Below are 18,689 nucleotides of genomic sequence, written 5' to 3' on the forward strand. Positions count from 1 at the left end.
GGGGCGGTCGTGCCGCCCCGACGGCTCAGCGGTGAAGGCCCGCCGGGGCCACGCGGACGTCCTGGTGGTTGTGCGCGCGCCGGTCGAGCCGCCCGGCGAGCTCGGACCGCGTGGTGATGCCCAGCTTTCCGTACGTCCGGTGCAGGTGGTTCTCGACCGTGCGTACCGAGACGGACAACTGGTCGGCGACCTCCTGATTCGTCAACCCGGCCGCGACGAGAGCGGACACCTCCCTCTCCCGCACGGTCAGCGTGCCGAAGGTGTCGCAGGACCGGAGGTCCTCGCCTTTCACCCAGGGCGGCAGCGTCCCGCCGAAGGCACCGAGGTAGTCGCGGCACGCCGCGCGGGCGGCCCGGCTCCTGCGATGGTTGCCGGCCGCCTGGTGGGCCAGGGCGCTCTGGGCGGCGGTCTCGGCGGCCAGGGGCAGGAATCCCAGCCATGCCTGGGATTCGGCGAGGGCGTCCAGCGCGCCGCCGTCCCAGCGTGCGAGGGCCTGGACGTGCCGGGCCTGGACGGCGGTCGTACCGCTGAGTCCGGCGGGGTCCGGCAGCAGGGCGGCGGCCTCTCCGGCGGCACCGAGCCGGGCGGCGAGATGGAGTGCCGAGACCGCCTGGGCCCACCGTCCGGCCGCACCCGCCGTGGTGGCGACGGCGACCGCCTCGCGAATGGCCCGGGGCCGGTCCCCCACGTGGGCGGAGACCACCGCGGCCTCCAGCGCGGCGCCGTCACGGGCCAGTGGATAGCGGACCGTCCGCGCCTGCACGGCCCGTACCTCGACGAGTGTGCGGACGGCCTCGGCGTGCTCGCCGGCCTCGGCGAGTGCGGCGGCGAGCTGCGCCAGCGTCCACGAATGGGCGGTGAGCCAGTCCTGCGGCCCCTCCAAGGCACCGGCGCGGCGCAGTTCGTCGACGGCCGCGGACCAGTCACCGCTCGCGCGGTGCAGCCGGGACCGCAGCAGGGCGATCCGCACGCGTTCGCGCGGGTCGCCCTCGTCCCACCAGCGCATCGAAGCGACGCGGGCGACGGCTTCCGCCACCCCGGCGGTATGCAGCAGCGCGTAGGAGTCCACCCACTGGGCGGCGGCGCCGACGAACCGGTGGTGTTCCCCGGCCTCCAGGCTCCGAACACGAGCGAGCGCCGTCTGTGGATCGCCCAGTTCGACGCGGGCAAAGGCAGCCGGGACGGTGACAAGACCGGTGAGCGAAGCAGAGCCCTGGGCAGGCGCGTCCCCCGCCGCCACGACCTCGGCGAAGCGGTCGTCGAGCAGCCCGAGCAGGCTGCGGGCCCCGGTGAGGGGCAGCCGGCCGGGGCGGCCTGTCTCCTGGAGCGCGCGGTCGACGACCCCGATCGCCTCGGGCAGCCGGCCGAGACCGTAGGCCATGTTGACGGCCCGGACGGCGAGGAGCTCGCCCGTGCGGGCCGGGTCCGGTGCGGGGACCTCGGCCAGCACCCGCTCCGCCTCGGGGTGCCTGCCGCGGCCTTCGAAGGCCTGCCCGAGGACGATCCGGGCACGGGTGGCCAGGTCGGAGGTGCGGGTCACGGACAGGGCGCGCCGGGCCAGCTCTTCGGCCCGCTCGAAGTCATGGAGCCGCAGGGCGGTTTCGGCCGCGGTGAGCAGGTGCCCGGGGCAGGGGGTCTGGCCCGCGTCGAGCCGGAGCGCGACCACACGGGGCACGTCGTTGTGGCGGTTCATCCCGGTGGCCTCGATGGCGTCGGCGAGCTGGCGGCGCAACCGGCGCCCCGCGAGCTCGGGCAGGGCCCGCAGCACCGCGGCGGAGTAGAGCCCGTAGACCAGCCGGAGGCGGAGTCTGCCGCCGGAGCGCTCGGTGACGACGAGGCCGCTTCGGTTGAGGGACTCCGCGGCGGAGCCGAGACCGGCCGCGGTGGCGAGATCGGCCTCCAACGGCTCGGCCAGAGAGACGAGTTGGAGGAGTTCCCGCTCGTCCAGGCGCAGGCCCGCCAAGCGCAGTTGGACCAGGGCACCGAGCCGTCCGGAGGGGTCGACGGGCAACTCTCCACGCCACTGCCAGATCCCGTCCTCCTCGTGCAGGGCGCCGTCGGCGAACCCGGCGTCGCTGAGCTCGCGCAGGAGCGTGGCGTTGCCGCCGGTCGCCGACCACAGTCGCTCCAGGCAGTCGACGGAGAGCTGCCCGCCGAGGCGGGCCTGGAGCACCTTGAGGGCCCCGGTGCGGTGGAAGTGGCGGACCTCCAGGCGATCGGCCAGGCGCTCCACCCACAGCCTGCTCAGGCCGGAGGGCAGGGCGGCTCCGGATTCCGCGGCGGCCACCAGCCGCACGCGGCCGCCGCGGACGAGGGCGTACAGGGAGGCGGCGGCGACCGGGTCGGTGAGGTGGGCGTCGTCGAGGCCGAGGACCAACGGCGGCCTCTGCCGGTCGATGTCGCCGCCGATACGGTCCTCCAGGCACTCGGCGAGCGATCCTGCGGTACCGGTGGGAATGGCTCCGCTGACCGCGACCGTGCGGGCGCCCTCGGCCGCGGCCTGGTCGAGGGCGGCCCCGAGCAGCCCGCTCTTGCCCACCCCCCACGCGCCGGCGAGCAGGACACCATGAGTGTTCGCGAGCGCCTGTCGGATGTGGTCGAGTTCGCGCTCGCGGGCCGCGGTGGCCCAGAGCCTGTGGAAAGCGTTGTCCCGCGCCATCTGTCTGTGTGCTTCCTTCCCCCGTCGGACCCACCGTCAGACGAACAGGGTTCCCCGGGCGACGGTGACCGCGCTGCCGCTCATCTCGACGGCGGTCACCCGGTCGCCTTCACGGACGGCCCTGGCGTACATGGTGGAGGGGCGTCCCATCCAGGCGCCCTGGACGATCTCGATCTCGGTGCCGTCCTCGATCAGCCCGTGCCGGGCGAGGTGGATGGCTATCGGTCCGGTTGCGGAGCCGGTGGCGGCGTCCTCGACCACTCCGTACGCGGGCGAGAACATACGGCTGCGCCATTGCCTGCCGTCGCCGGCGAAGCAGTTGGCCGCCATGTCGGGGAAGGCCGTCAGGGCCCGGTGGTCGGGGCGCAGGGCGGCGAGCGCCTCGATGCTCTCGAGCGCCACGAGGACATGGCGGGGGCCGTTGCGGTAGATCTCCACGGGGAGAGCGGGGGTGTCGACGCCGAGGGCTTCGAGGAGTTCACCGGTCTTCTCGTACGGCTCCCAGACGGGGATCGGCTGGGCCATGCGGATCCGGGTGACCCGGTCGCCGGTGCGTTCGGCGTCGACCGGGATCTCCCCCATGGCGGTCTCCAGCAGCAGCCGGTCGGCCCCGCGTTGTTCGGCGAGGACCTGGGCGGTGCCGAGCATGGGATGTCCGGCGAAGGGCAGTTCGTTGACCGGGGTGAAGATGCGGATCCGCGCGTCGGCTCCGCCCGACGGCGGCAGGACGAAGGTGGTCTCGGAGAGGTTCATCTCCCGGGCGATGCGCTGCATCCGGCCGGCGGTGAGGTCACCGGCGTCAAGGAAGACGGCGACCGGGTTCCCCTCAAGAGGGGTCGTGGTGAAGGCGTCGGCCACGCAATAGTGATGCATGTCGGGGCGTCCCATCGGTTGGCTGTGGATGCGCGGGGCGGCGGCTCCGGGCCGCCCGGCGTCAGGGGGTGGCGGCGCGGGCGGGCAGCAGCGCGACGAGGCCGGCCGTGAGCGCCGCCGGTACGGCGAACGCGTAGAAGTTCCACCGGACACCCGCACCGGACGCGGCGATCAGCCCGCCGAAGGCGGGCCCCGCGATGGCGCCGAGTCGCCCCACCCCCAGGCTCCAGCTGAGGGCCGCGGTCCGCACGGGTGCGGGGAAGTGGGCGGCGATATGGCCGTTGACGAGGATCTGGGTGCCGATGGTGCCGAATCCCGCGACAGCGGTCAGGGCGTGGAGCACCGGCATGGGCCGCGGGGCCGACAGCAGCAGGATGGACACCGCGGCGAGCCCGAAGGCAAGGGCGATCACGCCGCGCATGCCGACCCGGTCACCGAGCGGGCCGAAGACCAGTGTTCCGGCGATGGCACCGGTGTTGAGGACGACCAGGAAGAACAGGGAGTCGGCCGTCGGGTAGCCGACGCTCCGCATGATCTGCGGCAACCAGGCGTTGAGGCCGTAGACAAGGAGCAGTCCGAAGAAGCTGATCAGGGCGAAGAGCAGGGCCGGAACCCGGTGCGGTGGGCGGAGCAGTTCACGGAAGGCGCCCGGCCCGTGGGGCTGGGACACCCTGTGGGGGACCGCTCGCCTCGGCAGGTGGCGCGCGAGCACCGGCAGGAACAGGACGGGCGCGGCACCGGCCCAGAACAGGGCACGGAAGCTCAGCTCGGGCAGCAGCGCGACGGCGAGAGCGGCGGCGATGATCCCGCCCACCGAATAGCCCGAGAACATCAGGGCGTTGCTGCGGCCGCGGTGGCGGGGTTCGGAGTGTTCGGCGGTCAAGGCGACCGCCGTGGGCATGACCGCACCGAGTCCGATGCCGCCGAGTACGCGGAAGAGGCCGAAGGCCCAGGCTGTCGGGGCCAGGGCACAGGCAGCCATGGCGGTGGAGAACCAGGCCATGCCGACGAGCAGGATCCGCCGGTGCCCCAGACGCCCGGCGAGGGCGCCCGCGCCGAGTGCGCCGAGGAGCATGCCTCCGGCGGCATACGAACCGATGGCCCCGGCCTCGGCGGGTCGCAGGTCCCACGGTTCGTAGCGCAGGAGTTCGGGCAGGACCGCGCCGTAGACGATCAGGTCGTAGCCGTCGAAGACGAGGACGGCGAAGCACAGGAGCAGGACGGTCCGGCGGTGACCCGGGGCGGTGACCGGCGCAGGGCCGGTCACCGCCGGTGTGGCCCGGGTCACGGCTGGAGCCTCGCGGAGGACCACGCTCCGTCCTTGAGGTCGTAGCGCAGCCGACGGTGCAGCCGGTCCGGGCTCTCCTCCCAGAATTCGACGGCGTGCGCGGTGAGCCGGTAGCCGACGTACCCGTCCGGGCGAGGCAGTGGACCTAGAGCCGCGAGCCGCCCGGCCTCGGCGCGCAGTTCCTCGACGTCCGGGAGGACGTGGCTCTGCCGGGAGGCGACGGACATGGCGTGGGTGGTGACGGGCCGAGCGGCCCACAGAGCGTCGGACTCGGCATCGGCGAGCTGCTCCACCGGTCCGGCGAAGACGATCTGCCGACGGGTCTCGCGCCAGTAGAGGACTCCGGACGCCCAGGGGCGGACGGCCAGTTCACGGCTCTTCCGACTGCCGCGGTGGGTGGTGAAGACGACACCCGTGTCGGTGAGGGAGGTGAGCTGGACGATCCGGCTGGAGGCACGGCCGTCCTCGTCGCTGGTCGCCAGGGCGATGGCGCCCGGCTCGCGGACGTTCTCGCGTGCGTGGTCGAGCCAGGTGCGCAGCAACGGCACGGGGTGCGGCGGCGGAATCCGGAATTCGGCGGGCTCCATCGGAGCCCCGGTCACGCTGGGGGACGTGGTCACGTGTTCTGCGCCTCCAGAGCCCGCCCGAGGCCCGCCAGTGAAGGGATCTCATGGCGGCCTTCGACGGTGGCTTCGATGTCGAACCAGGTGCGGTGGGTGGGTGGATAGCCGATGAGCTCGGCAGCGCTGCGGGGGTGGGGCGGCGCGGCGGCCTCGGCGGATTCCCAGAGCAGGACGGCGCCCCACCGGTTGTTCTCGTCGTCGGCGATCCAGAGCTTGAGCACCAGGCCCTGCTGTTCGGTCCAGGCCTCGGTGGCCTCCTCGCGGAGGAAGCCGCGCAGGGTCTCGATGGTCTGGGCGGATTCGGCCAGGTCCCACCAGGCGATCATGGCCCTCATGTGGGGATCCCGTCCCGCCGGACGACTGGCACCTCGATGCCCAGGGCACGCAGCTGGTGGAAGGGGTTCATGAATTCCCGCTGCTGGCGGACCTTCCCGTTGTCCATCAGGAAGGAATGCAGGAAGTGGTTCTTGTAGTGGCCCGGTTCATATCCAGGGAAAAGTATCTTGCCCTCTCCATCGCATTCCACCCAGAGGAAGTTCGGGTCCTGCGTCTCGAAGACCGAGATGTTGTACCAGACCCAGTCGGGGAAGCATGTGAGGGACCACACGGCGTGCTCGCCGAGCCGGTCGCGGCCTCGGATGGCGATGGGCCCGGGGGTGTCGGCGGTCCACAGACCGCCCTCTCCGTCCTCGGTGAAGAGCAGGTGGCGCTGGAGGCGGTCCTGACCGGTGGTGTTCATGTACTTCTCCACCGTGGCCCGGTTGACGCGCCGGAGTTCGGCGGAATCCGTGAAACCGTGGTGCACTGCTGCGTCGGACACGTGCTGACCTCCGAGGTTCGCGGGTGCTTCGATCTCTCCCAGGCATCATGCGTAGGGCCGCTATACGGCAGTGGTCGACTGCTATATCTCGGCTATACATTCATGGCGGCCGACCGCGGCACGCAGTTCGCGGACGTAGGCCCGGCAGAATTCGGCACTGCTGGCGAAGGGCCCCGCGGGCAGGGAACGGGTGAGGGCGGCGAGCCGGGTGCCCAGGAGGGCGTCCGGGCCGTCGTGCTCCGGTGCGCCGGGCCGGGTCCCGTTCAGCCTTCCTCTCCAGGAGGCCAGGACACGACCGGCGACCGCGGTCCGCACGCCTTCCGGTTCGGTGCGTTCCACTTCGTCGGTCAGGACCCGCAGGAGCAGTCCGGAGATGCCGTAGACGAAGCTGCCGTCGCCCTCGACACCGGTCACGGTGAGCATATGGGCCTCGACGAGTTGTTCGAGCAGATCCTCGGTGTCGCCGGCAGGTAGCTCCAGGGCGGCGGACGCGGACCAGACCGAGACGTGGCAGGCCCGGAGCATGGCCAGACGGCGGAGTGCGTGGCGCAGGGTGTCGGGGAGCTCGGTGTAGTGGCTGCGGAGGGTCGCGCCGATGTCCAGGCCGCCGATGCGGAGCAGGTCGAGGATGTTGCGACGGGGGTCGGCGAGCCGGTCGGCGAGATGGCCGGCCGTCCAGTGCGGCTTGGCGGTGAGCTGCGCGGCGAGGGCGCGCAGCGCGCCGGGGTTCAAGTCGCAGAGGCGGACGAGGCGTTCGAGGGCGGCGGGGTCGCCGCCCGCGGCGGTGGTGCGGCCGGTGATCCCGGTCAGCAGGGAGATGGCCTCGCTCTGTGGGAGGGCGCCGAGCGCGAGGACCCGGACGCCGGGCAGGTCGGCGAAGCGGGGGCGGCCGGTGATGAGGAGCTGGTTGCGGCCACTGCCGGAGACCAGCGCGTCCAGGGGGGCGTCGGAGCCGACGTCGTCGAGGACGATGAGTCGTCGCCCTTCGGCGAGCCGTTGCCGGACCAGCCACAGCCGGCCGTCGACTCCGTCACGAGGTGCGAGTGGTTCCCCGAGGCCGGTGAGGAGTTCGTCGAGGACGGCAGTGAGAGGGCGGGGCCGGCCGGAGGCGTCGCGGCAGCGGACCAGGAACTGTCCGTCGGGGAACGCGACGGCGTTGTCGTGGGCCGCGCGCACGGCGAGTACGGTCTTCCCGCTGCCGGCGATGCCGGTGATCACGATCGGGCCCGCCGGGGCGGCGGGATCGACGTCGGTGAGCCATCGGCGCAGCAGCGCGCGCTCGGCGTCACGGCCTGCGAAGTCGAGCAGATCGGGTGGCAGCGCGGCACGGGCCCCGCCGTCCGCGGGCCGGGAGGGTGCGGGGAGCGGCAGAGGGCCGAGCGGCCGCGCGGTGAGGGTGCCGGCGAGCAGGGCCTTGAAGGTGCTGTTCAGCTCTTCCCCCGGGTCCACGCCGAGATGTTCGGCGAGTACGGTTCGCCCCTCCTGGTACAGGGCGATGGCATCGGCCTGCCGACCGCACTGGTAGAGACCCGTCATGAGCTGGGCGCGCAGCCGTTCCCGGAAGGGGAACTCTTCTATGACCGGCGTGAGTTCGTCGACCACCTGCCGGCCGAGGCCGAGGCCGAGCTCGGCGGCGGCCTTCTCCTCCAGGACCGACAGGCGCAACTCCTCCAGCCGTGGCCTTTCCTGTGCGTCGAGGAACTCGCTGGCTCCGGTCAGGGCGGCGCCCCGCCACTGCGCCAGAGCGGCGCTGAACAGGGTGACGCCCTTCTCGCTCATGCCGTTCGCAAGGGCCTCGCGCGCCTGGGTCGACAGACTCATGAACTCGCAGTAGTCGACGGTGACATCGTGCAGGCGCAGCGCGTAGCCCTCCGGGGTGCGGATGAACTCGACCGCGTCGCCGAGGGCCCGGCGCAGCCGCGAGACGTAGGTGTGGACCTGGGCCCGTACGGTGGCCGGGGGCGCGGTGCCCCACAGGGCTCGGTGGATCTCACGCTGGGGCACTCCCCTGCCCCCGGCCAGCACGAGCACGGCCAGCAGGGTTTTCGGCCGCATCCCGCCGAGTAACCGGGCCTGACCGCCTTCCAGGGCTTCCACCTGTCCGAGTACGCGAAGTTCCATGTCTTCCCCCGTCTGGCTGTGTTCCCCGGAATACGCACGACACCGCGAGATGCTGAGAGGAGCGCGCTGAACCCGGTTCGCGCGCGGGGCGGAACCCCTGCACGTATCGACATGAGTTGACTCTGTGGGCGACTGTTCCAACATGAGTCGAAGATCGGTGCGGCCAGAGACGCTAATCCCGGCGCCACACGCTGTCAACAGATTCCTGGCCGGATCCGCTCCCCCTGCGGGTCAGCAGGGCGAAGGGGCCCGCCGTGCGATCCTCGACGCCTTCGTCGCGGCCCGCGCGGCCACCGCCACCGCACGGCGGCGGATACCCGCGCAAAGATCGACGGAGATTGAAACAGCCCTGCTCGGCCGGTCATCGACGGACTTGACCGATGCAGATACATTGCCTCGCGAGCAGGGAGGGAAGTCTTGATGAGCTCAGACAGCGACGCTTCGCCGACATTGGCCGACAAGCTCAATCACCTTTTCGACACCGTGATTCCCGTCGGCCGGGGCCCCTACAGCACCGAAGAGGTCGCCCGCGCCATCACCGAGGCCGGCATCCCCATCTCCGGTAGCTACATCTGGCTGCTGCGCAAGGGCCGCCGGACCAACCCGACGCTCAAACACCTCGAAGGCATCGCGCAGTTCTTCGGCGTTCCCGCCGCCTATTTCCTGGACGACAAGGTGGCCGCCACCGTGCACGCGGAGCTCGGACTGCTCTCGGCGCTGCGGGACGCGCAAGTGCATCATGTGGCGCTGCGCGCCGCCGGGCTGTCGCCGGAGAGCCTCGACACCATCAGCGAACTGATTGAACGCGTAAGGGCGTTGGAGGGACTCCCGGGTGACTCGAGCTAGCGGCGAGTCCACCCCCGAGGCGCCCTCGAAGTCATCGTGACCATGACTTGAATCAATCTGTTTCAGCCCCCATGCGCCGCTATTACATGTAGTTCATCAGTGAAACGCACGGGGGTGTTGTTCTATGAAGGAACGAGAGTTGCGTCGGCGCTGCAAACGCCGTCTACGAGCGCTCGGAATACAACTGCCGCTGGTGGCGGAAGACCTCTGCGAGCGCCTGGGCGAGCACCGGGGCCATCCGGTCCGGCTGATGCCGTACGCCCTTCCCGTCGCCGGACCCTCGGGGCTGTGGATCGCCACCGCGCAGGCGGACTACATCGTCTATCAGCGTGAGACCAGCAAGGCTCACCAGGACCACATCATCATGCACGAGGTGGGACACATCCTCGGTGACCACCGCCACCCCGACGGCCAGGACGGCGTCTCCCGGGCCCTGCTCCCCAGCCTCTCCGCCGATGTCGTCACCCGTGCACTCGGCCGCACCTCATACGACGAGGAGCAGGAGCGCGAGGCCGAGATGACGGCCACCATCATCATGGAGTGGTCCATGCTGCACGCGGTCCGCCCGCGGCAGTCCACCGACTCCTCCAGCCGCATAGAGTCGGCACTCGGCGACCAGCAGAGGTGGCTCTAGGCATGGTGAGCCTGTTCCTCGGCGCCGTCCTGGTCCTCTCGCTCGTCCGAAAGCTTGTCCAGTCGCTCCGGGCTCCCGACGACCGACTCCTGCGGTCGGTCACGTGCTGTCTGCTCTGCGCCCTGCTCACCTTCTCCCTGGGACTCCCGGTGAGCACCCGTCTCGTCGACGGGGCGATCGGCGCCGGGTCCGCCAAACTGCTCCAGAACGTGCTGCTCCTCAGCACGCTCTACTGGCTGGTGTGCTTCTATCTGCACTCGGCCACGGACCCGGACACGGGGCGACGGCGCGCCCGCCTGGAACTCGTCCCGCTGGGCCTCACCGCAGCCGTGATCACGCTGGCCATGGTGACGACCCCACCCCATGAGCGCGACCACTCCTTTACGACTGCGCACATGCAGGCTCCCGAGATCGCGGTGTTCTACTGCGCGGCCGGTCTCTATCTCTGCTACGCGCTGGCGATGGCGCTGTGGTGGACGTGGCGCTACGCCCGGCTGTCCACCGGGCCGCTTGCCCACGGGCTGTGGGTACTGGCGGTCTCCCTGGCGAGCATGGTGGGCGCGAGCGCCCTGCGCGAGGGGATGGTCGTGACCCGGTGGCTCGGCGGTACGGTCCCGCTGCCGCTCACCCTGGTCACCAAGCACCTCCTCGAAACGGTGGCGGTCCCGCTCTTCATCATCGGACTGCTCTATCCCGGGATCGTCAACCGGTGCTCCATGGTTCGCCTTTGGTGGCGCCACCGCCGGCTCTACCGCCGACTGGCACCCCTGTGGACAGCTCTGCACGAAGCCTTTCCCGAGGACGCCTTCACCCGGGCGGACCGTGGCTGGCGCAGAGTCACCCACGGCTGGACCGGCATCCACCATCGCTACTACCGCCGGGTGATCGAGTGCCGTGACGGCCTCGTACGGCTCAGTCCCCATCTCACCGAGTTCGAGGCGCTCTCCTCGGCCACGGACGACCTCCCGCGGGAAGTGATTGCCGGGCATCTGCGGGCGGCTCTCAGGGCCCACGCCGAGAGCGAGCCCGCTCCCTCGCGCGCCGTGCCGATCGCCCGGCCCTCGGGGGACAGCGTCACCGACGACGTACGCCAGCTCGTCACTCTCTCCGACGCGCTCGCCGTCAGGTGAACGGCGACGCTCCGCGGCCGTTCGTCTTCGTTGTCCGGTTTCAGGGTTTGCCGTCGACCCGTCCTGCTGTCTGCTGGAGGCGTGACCGAGCGGCTGCCGTGACCCGGTGATCCCGCTCCCGCCCTCGCGCGCTCACTCATCACCAAGGTGCCCGGACCCTCGCACCGGATACGACTTCGAGACTCGAATCCTTGCAGGTCAGCGGCGTCTGTTCGCCTGTCGTGACGGCGGATCGCCGCATTCAGCGGAACACCCGAGGTGGAAGCCGAAGAGGAAGAGCGATGGCGCTTTCCAGGATGGCGCGGGCGTGGGACGGGACCCGGAGTCCCGCTCGCGACGCGGCCGTCGCCGCGCAGTATCTGACCCCTGACGACGCGGCCCGCTATGCCGCGTCGTACGAGGGCCGGCGGCCGGCGGCACGGTACTACTGCTCCAGGTTGCACGTGATCGACGAGGCGCTTCGCGCGGGCCCGCGCGGTCGTCTGCTGGACGTGGGATGCGGGCCCGGGATGCTGGTGCGGCATCTTCTCGACACGCACCCCGGGGAGTTCCGGATCACCGGATGTGATCTGTCCCCGGCGATGATCGACGCCGCCGCGGATCGGACGAAAGGCTCCGAGGACGTCGAGCTGACCGTGGCGCGCGTGGAGCAAATGCCCTTTCCCGACCAGCACTTCGACGTCGTCGTCGCCATGGGCGTCCTGGAGTACTCCGACGCCGACGCCGGGCTGCGCGAGATCGCGCGCGTGGTGCGGCCGGGCGGACTGGTCCTGGTGACGATGCTCAATCCGCTCAGCCCGTACCGCGTGGCCGAGTGGTTCGTCTACTGGCCCTTGCTGCGCGTACTCGGCCGCGTCGAGCGGCTGTTCGGCGCTCAGCGGCACGCCGCGGACACGTCCGGCATCCGCGCGATCCGGTCGGGCCGGCTGCGCCGGATGATGCGCGCGCACGGGCTGACGACGGTGGACTCGGTCCACTACGACGTGACGCCCCTGGTCCCTCCGCTGGACCGGCCGGTCCGCCGGTGGAGCGCGAGGTGGCGCGACCATCCCGAAGAGACCGTGAGCAGAGGCGCCCGCCGCTGGCTGGGCACCGCCTACCTGCTCAGCGCGCGGCGCGACAACGGTGCGTAGCGACGGCACATAGCGACGGCGCGCAGGGGGGCCGGCCAGGGTGCCGGTCGCGCGACTGGCACCGCCGGGGCGCGGACACCGTCCGCGCCCCGGCTCTTGCGTGAGCGCCACTCAGCGCTTGAGCATGAAGGAGAAGTCGCTCGACACCTTGCCGCTCAGCCGGACCGCCGAGATGAGCCTCCCTTGCGCGACCAGCCGCTCGACCTCGGCCCGCGGCAGACCGCAGCCGTCCGCGATCAGTCGCACCGGCCGGACCGGTATCCGCGCCGCGAAGCCGACCGACACGTCGATCACCTCGCGGTCCAGGTGGTCCGTTCCGCCGGTGTCCAGACGCCAGGCGCCCGTCCAGTCGAGGGCGAAGCGGTTGCGACGCTGCACGACCGGGTCCTGGAGCAACTCGGCCGCCAGAGAAGGGTCGTTGTCGTGCATCCGGTCCAGCAGATCGGGCCGTACGGAGCGTACGTTGGTCCGCTCGAAGACCGTGAGCTTCGCCGTGTCCCCGCACGAGGCGCACAGGACGAGGACCCAGGCGTCGAGCAGTTTGTGGTTCGCGTTGACGCGGAATCTGCCGTTGGCCCGGAAGCGTTCGGACGCGCACGCGTGGCAGCGTCGGACAACGGTGGGCAGGCAGGTGGGCATGACCACCCAGATGGTGAGCACAGAAGTACACCGGTTTCAGTGAGAGTCCGCAGCAAGAAGCAGCGCGGCGCGCAGGGCGCGACGCGCGACGAATCAGCGCTTGGGGGGTCTCACACGGTGTACAACGGCACGTCCTTGCCTGGACAACTCGGCTCCGCAGCAAGGTAACGGCGGGGTGGGGCGGCGCTCCACTGAATTTCGAGCGCCTCAGTGCCCCCGCGCAGGCCCGTACCGGCCGGACGGTCGACCGGACGGGCCCGGGAACGTTCGGGTCAGCTCGCCCCGCCCTGGCCGGCGCTGCCCATCGGGCCGACCTTCACGGAGGAACCGGAGCCGTCGGTGACGGGCAGGGTGGCGGCGCCCGGCCACTCGACGGAGAACGACTTCGTCTCGTTCGGCGGGGTGATGACGAGGCTGCTGACCTTGACGCCGGAGCCGCCCGACTCGTTGAGCGGGTAGGTGACGCCGAAGAACACCGACTCGCCGTCCTTGAGGACCATCGGGCTGGACTCCTGGCCGCTGCGCTCGGCCGACAGATCGCCCTCACTGGTCTTCAGGTCGACGCCCGCGTACCCGGACAGGAGGCAGTCCCGCCCGCCGCCGTTCTTGAACTCGACCGCGACGGTGCCCTCGTCGTCGCCGTCGATGGTGCTGTCCTTCGCGGTGATGTCCAGGTCGTCGGTGCGGCACTTGGCGGCCTTGGCCTGCGCGTCCGAACCGGATCCCGCCGAGCTCTTGCCCGCGGAGTCGTCCTTGCCGCCGCCCTGCTCCGAACCGCCGGAGCCCGAACCGCCGCCCGAGGTGGACGAGGACGACGAGGACGAGCCGTCGCTCTGCGCCGTGCCGTCGTCGCCGTTGCAGGCCGTGAGCGAGAGACCCGCGGCGACGGCCAGGGCGGCGAAGGTGAGCTTGCGAACGCGCATCGTTTTCTTCCTCAAGTTCGGTGGGAGGTACCGGCCGCTCGCGCCGAGCCGGTGTTCGACTTCGGTACGAGCGAGCGTTTCTGCCCACCAGGACCGGCCCGCCCCGGCCGGCCGTTCCGCCCCACCACCCGCTCATACAATCCCGTTACACGCGAGGCCGCGCACACCCCGCGCAGGGAGGCGCCCCCGCCCAGTGGCGACGGGGGTTCCCCCATCTCCGGGCACTTGTTCGAGCTCGCCGTACGCTGCGACAGACTCGTGACTCAGGGGGACTTGACCGCAACCGGCGGCATGTCATCTCTCCTGGCGCAGGGGTGGCGCTCAGCATCCCCGGGTCCGGAAGGCACCCCGCCTCCCCCGGCCGGGGGCGCTCACCGCTCTCCGTCCACCTCTTCACCCGCGACGTACGCCGTCGTCAACACCCCTTTGCTCGTGCGGACCTTGGGCTGCAGGGTCAGAGTGATCCGCTGGGTCCGCGCGGACGTGTGCGCGGCGTCCGCCCCGCCCTCCAGCACCCAGAAACGGATCTTGCCGTGCCCGCCCGCCGTGCGCTGGGCCGCCACGGTCGCCTCGATCTCGACCGGGCCGAGTTCGAACTGGACCGGCTGGTCGGCGCCGTCGACCACGGCCTCGTTCAGCTCCGTGCGCAGGGCGCGAATCATTTCGGCGAGTTCCACCGTGCATCTCCTTGGTGTGCGGCGCGCGCCGTACGCTCGTCCAAGTGGCGCTCAACGCACAGCAGTTGGTCGCGCGAAGCCTAGCTACTCGGCGGCTCGGGCGGAACAAGTGAAGGAAGCGTCAGGACTGCGGGCGGGCCAGGTGGCCGAGGTCCTCGTGACGCACGACGCGGGCGAGCGCCGTGGATCCGGCTATCTCGTCGGTCCGGGCACCGTCCTGACCGCCGCGCATGTCGTCGCGGGAGTCCGCCGCGCGCGGGTACGGTTCGACGCCGACCGCCCCGGCGAGTACATGAACGACGCTCAAGTGCTCTGGCATCACAAGGGTGTTGACGTCGCCGTGCTCGGCGTACCGTCGAGGGATTCCCTGTCGGTCAGCACCGCGCGCTTCGCCCGCGTTCCCGAGGACGACGTACTGCTGCGATGCAGTGCGGCGGGCTTCCCCCGCTTCACGTTGCGGGAGGGACAGGGCGGTTCGCGTTTTCGGGACTGCGAACACGTCCACGCGTCCTGTTCGGTGCCGGCCAACCGCCGTGAGGGGACGCTGGATCTACGGGTTCCCCCGCCCTCCCCCGCCGAGGCCGGCGCGCGGTCCGGTTCGCCCTGGGAGGGCATGTCAGGAGCCGCGGTGTTCAGCGACGGCCTGATCGTCGGCGTCGTCTCCCGCCACCACCTCACCGACGGGCGCGGCTGGAGGAGCTCCTGGGGCGCCGTCTGACGCCGGACGCTCTGCTGTGCGTCGGCGCACGGACGCGGACCGCTTCGACGTACGCGGCCGACGGTCAGCTGGAGCGCTATCTGGCGGCGGCCGAGCGCTACGCGGGGACGCACCCCTACGACGACGTGTCGTTCGGTCGCACCCCGCCGCTCGTCGGATCCCGCCCTCGCCGGGGCCGTGCGGGTCAGACCGGCGCGTGCGCTGATCGGATGGGATCCGCGCGGCGCGGATCTGTGCGCCGCGCTCGGCCGGGACGCCGACGTGGGCGACGCCGCCCGGGTGGAGGCGCTCCGGGCGCTGGCGCGCCTGAGGGACCCGCGCGCCGCCGACCTGTGCGCGGACCTCTGCGCGCAGCCCGCGCTCAGCGCGACACACCGCACCTGGATCACCATCCTGCTGGTCTCGCTCGGCGACCCGCGCGGAGCCGACCAGTACGCCCTGCTCGCCGCGGACGCCCGGCTCGGCCTCGCGCGCCGCCGACGCCTCATCAGGACGCTGGGCCGGCTCCCGTTCACCCGCGCGGGTGACCTGTGCGCCGAACTGGCATTGGACGCACGGCAGATGAGAGAGGTGCGGGCCGCCGCCGTCGAGGCGCTGCTGCACCGCTGCCCCGACGCGCGTGCCGTCTCCCTGGCCGCGGCGCTCTCCGTCGAGACCACGGCCGACCGTGCGTGAACTCGCTAGTCTGGAGGTTCCGTGTCTAGTGCATTCGGGGCAGGGGTTGGGGCCATGGTCCAGACTTGGTCGGTGTCCGGCGTCGAGGTGTCCGTCACTTCCAGACCGGAGCGGACGGTCGTACGCGTAGCGGGAAAGCTGCACCACAGCGCTGTCGTGGCCCTCCGGAAGCAGCTCTCCCATCTGTCCGACCAGGGCTACTGCCTGGTGCTCGACTTCAGCCACGTCTCGTTCCTGGGCTTCGCCGGGGTGGAGCTGGTCGAGGCCATGGCGGAGCAAGTGCGCTCCGTGGGCGGGGAGATGGAGGTGTGGGGAGCCCACGATCCGCGGCTGCGGGCCCTCCATCTGAGAGGTGGTCTGCGCTCCCTGCGGCTCAGGGACGGGGACGGCGCGCCGTCCGACGTCGCCGCCCAGGGACGTAATCAGCGGGTGCTGCGCGAGGCACTGGCCAGGGCACTGCATGCGACAGGCGCTCCGATGGGCAACGCCCAGATCCTGGACCCCGCGTCGGACGGTCTGCACATCACGGTCCAACGGGGCTTCCGGCAGCCGTTCCTGTCCTTCTTCCGCCATGTGCGGGTCAGCGGGCACGAGGAGCCGGCCGCGGGGCACGGGAGCAGCTGCGGCCTCGCGGCGCAGGAGCAGTCCCCCATCTTCGTGGAGGACGTGCGGTCCTCGCCCCTGTTCGTGGGGACGACGGCGCTGGACGTCCTCCAGGACGCGGGCGTGTTCGCCGTCGCGTCGCTGCCCGTCCTCAACGCGGCGAACGAGCTGACGGGGATGATCTCCACCCACCATGCCCGGCCCCTCACGTGGACCCCTGAGGCACGGGAGGAGCTGAAGCACGTGGCCCGGGCGGCCGGCCAGCTAGCGCAGTAGGCGGCCGGCTCGCGCAGCAGGGACGAACGGCCGGCGCCGGCAGCGCGTTGATCAGTCGGGCAGCGGAAGGGGCCGGGGCGGCAAGACGGCGGCACGCAGGCATCTGATCGCCAGTTGGGGCGCGTTGACGGCCCACTCCTTGGCCTCGGCGCCGGGCACCCGGCTGGAGGACCACACGGTCACGAGGAGTTTCGCCGCGGTCCTCAGCTGCTCGCGGGGGGCCTCGACGGCGGTGTCTGCGATGGCCTGCTCGGCCATGTCGCACAGGGCGGGATCTGTGGAGTTCCGGCGGCTGACACCGTGGATCAGGACGGTGTACAGCGTCATGAAGACATCGGCGTCCTCGGCGGCGAGTTCGATGGCGTCCTGGGCGTAGCGGACGAGTTCGGAGAGCCGCGTGAGCTGAAGACCCAGCTGCTCGCCGGCACCCTCGGTGCCGGATCCATGCTGAAACGGGGGTCGGTTCATGGGTCCTCACCCGCAGGAGTCTGGGCGGGTATGCGGGGCAGGTCCGACCCGTGAGTGGCAGCGCGCGAAGGACCCGACACAATTCTGCCCCATCTCCCGGATTGCCGGGATGAAACGGGGTGGTCCGGTCGCAGCGCGGTCCTGCCGGGGGCGCCAGTTCGCCGTGGGGCGCCGGTTGTGTCAGTACGGCCTCCGCTACGGCGGCGGTGCGAACCGGCCCCGGGCGAAGACCCCGTGCGGGTCCAGCGCGCCGGCGAGGCGCCGGTGGAGCTCCGGGTCCGCGGCGGCGGGCCGGGGGTGGTCGACGTCGGGGCGGTACGGGGGCCAGCCGTGGGCCGCGAAGGAGGCGTGCAGCCGGTCGAGGGTGCGGTGGGCGGCCGCGGTGGACGCGGCGTCGGCGGGGTCGAACCGGAGGGTGACCACGTGGTCGACGGTGTCGGCGTCCAGCACGTTCATGGTGATGCCGGGCCGGGCCGTCCCCTCCTCCAGGGCCGCATCGATCAGGGCGGCGGCCGTCTCGACCGCGGCCCCGTCGAAGGGAACCACCGGCAGGAACATCAGCAGTCCCCCGCGGCGGTCCAGGCAACGGGCGCAGCAGCCGCCGGTCTTGCGGCGGAAGAGCGCGTCGTCCGGGTCGTCGGCCCCCGCGTACGCCCCGTGCGCCTCGGCGTCGGCGGCGCCGGGCGGTCCTTCGGCCAGTGGGCAGGCGGCCTCGCGCAGGCGTGCGGCGAGGAGGTCGGCGAGGGCCGTGGTGAGGTCGGTGTCGCCGGTGAGGGCGAGGTGGGCCAGGTAGGCGTCGCCGGGGGTGCCGTCGGGTTTGCGGAGACCGTAGGTGCGGGCCGCGACCGGATCGTAGATCTTGGTGGTGGCGGGCACCAGACGGCCCGTCGTCCAGGCGCGCAGGGTGTCGACGGCGGTGGCGAGCCGGGCCGCCGGGAAGGTGGCGGGCAGGATCCGCACCGAGCGCGGCCGGGGCAGCAGACGGACCACGGCCGCGGTGACCACGGCCCAGGAGGCCTGGGTGAACAGGTGGTTGAGGGAGGCTCCGTGACCGTGCGGCTGGACCACGGCGGGCCCCTCCGGGGACGGCCACCAGCCGGTCCGTACGCGAACGCCGTCCGCGAGGACGAGTTCCAGTCCGGCCAGGTCCTCGGCGCGCGGCCGGTGCAGGCCGACGCCACGCTCCAGGATGTTGCCGATGACACTGGTGTGCCGGGAGGCCCCGGTGAGGTTGAGCATGCGGTCGGTGCCCGTCAGACGGGCACTCAGTTCGCCCTGGGTGACGCCGGGTTCGACGACGGCGTAGCCCCTGCGGGTGTCGACCTCGCGGATCCGGCCGAGGCCCGACAGGTCCAGGACGGCCGCGCCGTCGTCGACCGGCAGGGCCGAGCCCAGGCCCCAGTTCCGGCCGGTGGAGACCGGATGCAGAGGGGTACGGGCGGTGGCCGCGGCCCGTACGAGGTCGGCCACTTCGTCTCCCGTACGCGGCCGGAGGACCCCGGCGAGGCGGCGCGGCCGGAACCGGCCGGAGTCCGCCCCGGTGGGCCGGGGGGTGGTGGCGACCGCCTCGGCCCCGGGAGGGG

General features: G+C 71.8%; 19 protein-coding genes. 7 read left to right on the forward strand and 12 right to left on the reverse strand.

From position 1 onward, the window contains the following. Window positions 1-25: 25 nt before the first annotated feature. From AOK22_RS30080 to AOK22_RS30110, 7 genes are all read right to left on the reverse strand, one after another. Window positions 26-2,659, reverse strand: a complete 2,634-nt coding sequence (locus tag AOK22_RS30080) for a helix-turn-helix transcriptional regulator (protein ID WP_055701878.1) — start codon at window positions 2,657-2,659, stop codon at window positions 26-28. A gap of 36 nt (window positions 2,660-2,695) precedes the next feature. After that, complete coding sequence (locus tag AOK22_RS30085; protein WP_055701892.1) at window positions 2,696-3,532, reverse strand: PhzF family phenazine biosynthesis protein; 837 nt, start codon at window positions 3,530-3,532, stop codon at window positions 2,696-2,698. 61 nt (window positions 3,533-3,593) lie between these two features. Continuing rightward, complete coding sequence (locus tag AOK22_RS30090) at window positions 3,594-4,820, reverse strand: MFS transporter (protein ID WP_157872318.1); 1,227 nt, start codon at window positions 4,818-4,820, stop codon at window positions 3,594-3,596. After that, complete coding sequence (phzG, locus tag AOK22_RS30095) at window positions 4,817-5,440, reverse strand: phenazine biosynthesis FMN-dependent oxidase PhzG (protein WP_237773299.1); 624 nt, start codon at window positions 5,438-5,440, stop codon at window positions 4,817-4,819. Before phzG ends, AOK22_RS30090 begins: the two co-directional genes overlap by 4 nt. After that, the gene (locus AOK22_RS30100) at window positions 5,437-5,778 is read right to left on the reverse strand and encodes a hypothetical protein (protein WP_055701879.1); all 342 of its coding nucleotides are present in this window, start codon (window positions 5,776-5,778) and stop codon (window positions 5,437-5,439) included. Before AOK22_RS30100 ends, phzG begins: the two co-directional genes overlap by 4 nt. Then, window positions 5,775-6,263: a PhzA/PhzB family protein gene (locus AOK22_RS30105; protein WP_069885394.1), complete on the reverse strand. Its 489-nt coding sequence runs from the start codon at window positions 6,261-6,263 to the stop codon at window positions 5,775-5,777. Before AOK22_RS30105 ends, AOK22_RS30100 begins: the two co-directional genes overlap by 4 nt. 81 nt (window positions 6,264-6,344) lie before the next feature. Then, window positions 6,345-8,318: an AfsR/SARP family transcriptional regulator gene (locus AOK22_RS30110; protein WP_055701880.1), complete on the reverse strand. Its 1,974-nt coding sequence runs from the start codon at window positions 8,316-8,318 to the stop codon at window positions 6,345-6,347. 486 nt (window positions 8,319-8,804) lie between these two features. Between AOK22_RS30110 and AOK22_RS30115 the strand changes: the two genes are divergently transcribed. From AOK22_RS30115 to AOK22_RS30130, 4 genes are all read left to right on the forward strand, one after another. Beyond that, entirely contained in the window at window positions 8,805-9,230 is a 426-nt protein-coding gene (locus tag AOK22_RS30115; protein WP_055701881.1) for a helix-turn-helix domain-containing protein, read from the forward strand. Between the two features lie 193 nt (window positions 9,231-9,423). Continuing rightward, entirely contained in the window at window positions 9,424-9,864 is a 441-nt protein-coding gene (locus AOK22_RS30120; RefSeq protein WP_237773300.1) for a hypothetical protein, read from the forward strand. A gap of 2 nt (window positions 9,865-9,866) precedes the next feature. Next, entirely contained in the window at window positions 9,867-10,994 is a 1,128-nt protein-coding gene (locus tag AOK22_RS30125; RefSeq protein WP_055701883.1) for an MAB_1171c family putative transporter, read from the forward strand. Between the two features lie 281 nt (window positions 10,995-11,275). After that, window positions 11,276-12,127, forward strand: a complete 852-nt coding sequence (locus AOK22_RS30130) for a class I SAM-dependent methyltransferase (RefSeq protein ID WP_107102066.1) — start codon at window positions 11,276-11,278, stop codon at window positions 12,125-12,127. Between the two features lie 111 nt (window positions 12,128-12,238). On the opposite strand, the gene AOK22_RS30135 is transcribed toward AOK22_RS30130, so the two are convergent. From AOK22_RS30135 to AOK22_RS30145, 3 genes are all read right to left on the reverse strand, one after another. Further along, the gene (locus tag AOK22_RS30135; RefSeq protein WP_107102067.1) at window positions 12,239-12,787 is read right to left on the reverse strand and encodes a DUF1062 domain-containing protein; all 549 of its coding nucleotides are present in this window, start codon (window positions 12,785-12,787) and stop codon (window positions 12,239-12,241) included. A 251-nt stretch (window positions 12,788-13,038) separates the two neighbouring features. Further along, window positions 13,039-13,689: a DUF4232 domain-containing protein gene (locus tag AOK22_RS30140; RefSeq protein WP_055701885.1), complete on the reverse strand. Its 651-nt coding sequence runs from the start codon at window positions 13,687-13,689 to the stop codon at window positions 13,039-13,041. 371 nt (window positions 13,690-14,060) lie between these two features. Continuing rightward, window positions 14,061-14,366 carry a trypco2 family protein gene (locus AOK22_RS30145; protein WP_244165139.1) on the reverse strand — a complete coding sequence of 102 codons (306 nt, stop codon included), beginning with the start codon at window positions 14,364-14,366 and terminating at the stop codon, window positions 14,061-14,063. Between the two features lie 109 nt (window positions 14,367-14,475). Between AOK22_RS30145 and AOK22_RS30150 the strand changes: the two genes are divergently transcribed. The 3 genes from AOK22_RS30150 to AOK22_RS30160 all read left to right on the forward strand — a co-directional run bounded on the left by AOK22_RS30150 (window position 14,476) and on the right by AOK22_RS30160 (window position 16,638). Continuing rightward, window positions 14,476-15,084, forward strand: coding sequence for a S1 family peptidase (locus AOK22_RS30150; protein WP_157872319.1), 609 nt, complete (start codon window positions 14,476-14,478; stop codon window positions 15,082-15,084). A 177-nt stretch (window positions 15,085-15,261) separates the two neighbouring features. Continuing rightward, window positions 15,262-15,759: a hypothetical protein gene (locus AOK22_RS30155; RefSeq protein ID WP_055701887.1), complete on the forward strand. Its 498-nt coding sequence runs from the start codon at window positions 15,262-15,264 to the stop codon at window positions 15,757-15,759. 54 nt (window positions 15,760-15,813) lie between these two features. Next, the gene (locus tag AOK22_RS30160) at window positions 15,814-16,638 is read left to right on the forward strand and encodes a GAF domain-containing protein (RefSeq protein WP_055701888.1); all 825 of its coding nucleotides are present in this window, start codon (window positions 15,814-15,816) and stop codon (window positions 16,636-16,638) included. Between the two features lie 51 nt (window positions 16,639-16,689). Here the strand turns inward: AOK22_RS30160 and AOK22_RS30165 are convergent, their stop codons facing one another. Both AOK22_RS30165 and AOK22_RS39205 read right to left on the reverse strand, forming a co-directional pair. Next, complete coding sequence (locus AOK22_RS30165; RefSeq protein ID WP_055701889.1) at window positions 16,690-17,106, reverse strand: hypothetical protein; 417 nt, start codon at window positions 17,104-17,106, stop codon at window positions 16,690-16,692. 195 nt (window positions 17,107-17,301) lie between these two features. Next, on the reverse strand, window positions 17,302-18,689 hold a 1,388-nt coding region (locus AOK22_RS39205; protein ID WP_208606467.1), incomplete at its 5' end, for an FAD-binding oxidoreductase.

This window comes from Streptomyces silaceus, from assembly GCF_001419745.1.
Classification (GTDB): domain Bacteria; phylum Actinomycetota; class Actinomycetes; order Streptomycetales; family Streptomycetaceae; genus Streptomyces; species Streptomyces silaceus.

What these genes read in the sequence shown, in the direction of transcription:
- AOK22_RS30100 (WP_055701879.1), bottom strand. Translation starts at nt 5,778, where the DNA reads ATGAGGGCCATGATCGCCTGGTGGGACCTGGCCGAATCCGCCCAGACC.
- AOK22_RS30130 (WP_107102066.1), top strand. Translation starts at nt 11,276, where the DNA reads ATGGCGCTTTCCAGGATGGCGCGGGCGTGGGACGGGACCCGGAGTCCC.
- AOK22_RS30165 (WP_055701889.1), bottom strand. Translation starts at nt 17,106, where the DNA reads ATGAACCGACCCCCGTTTCAGCATGGATCCGGCACCGAGGGTGCCGGC.
- AOK22_RS30085 (WP_055701892.1), bottom strand. Translation starts at nt 3,532, where the DNA reads ATGCATCACTATTGCGTGGCCGACGCCTTCACCACGACCCCTCTTGAG.
- AOK22_RS30140 (WP_055701885.1), bottom strand. Translation starts at nt 13,689, where the DNA reads ATGCGCGTTCGCAAGCTCACCTTCGCCGCCCTGGCCGTCGCCGCGGGT.
- AOK22_RS30115 (WP_055701881.1), top strand. Translation starts at nt 8,805, where the DNA reads ATGAGCTCAGACAGCGACGCTTCGCCGACATTGGCCGACAAGCTCAAT.
- AOK22_RS30125 (WP_055701883.1), top strand. Translation starts at nt 9,867, where the DNA reads ATGGTGAGCCTGTTCCTCGGCGCCGTCCTGGTCCTCTCGCTCGTCCGA.
- AOK22_RS30160 (WP_055701888.1), top strand. Translation starts at nt 15,814, where the DNA reads ATGGTCCAGACTTGGTCGGTGTCCGGCGTCGAGGTGTCCGTCACTTCC.
- AOK22_RS30080 (WP_055701878.1), bottom strand. Translation starts at nt 2,659, where the DNA reads ATGGCGCGGGACAACGCTTTCCACAGGCTCTGGGCCACCGCGGCCCGC.
- AOK22_RS30110 (WP_055701880.1), bottom strand. Translation starts at nt 8,318, where the DNA reads ATGCGGCCGAAAACCCTGCTGGCCGTGCTCGTGCTGGCCGGGGGCAGG.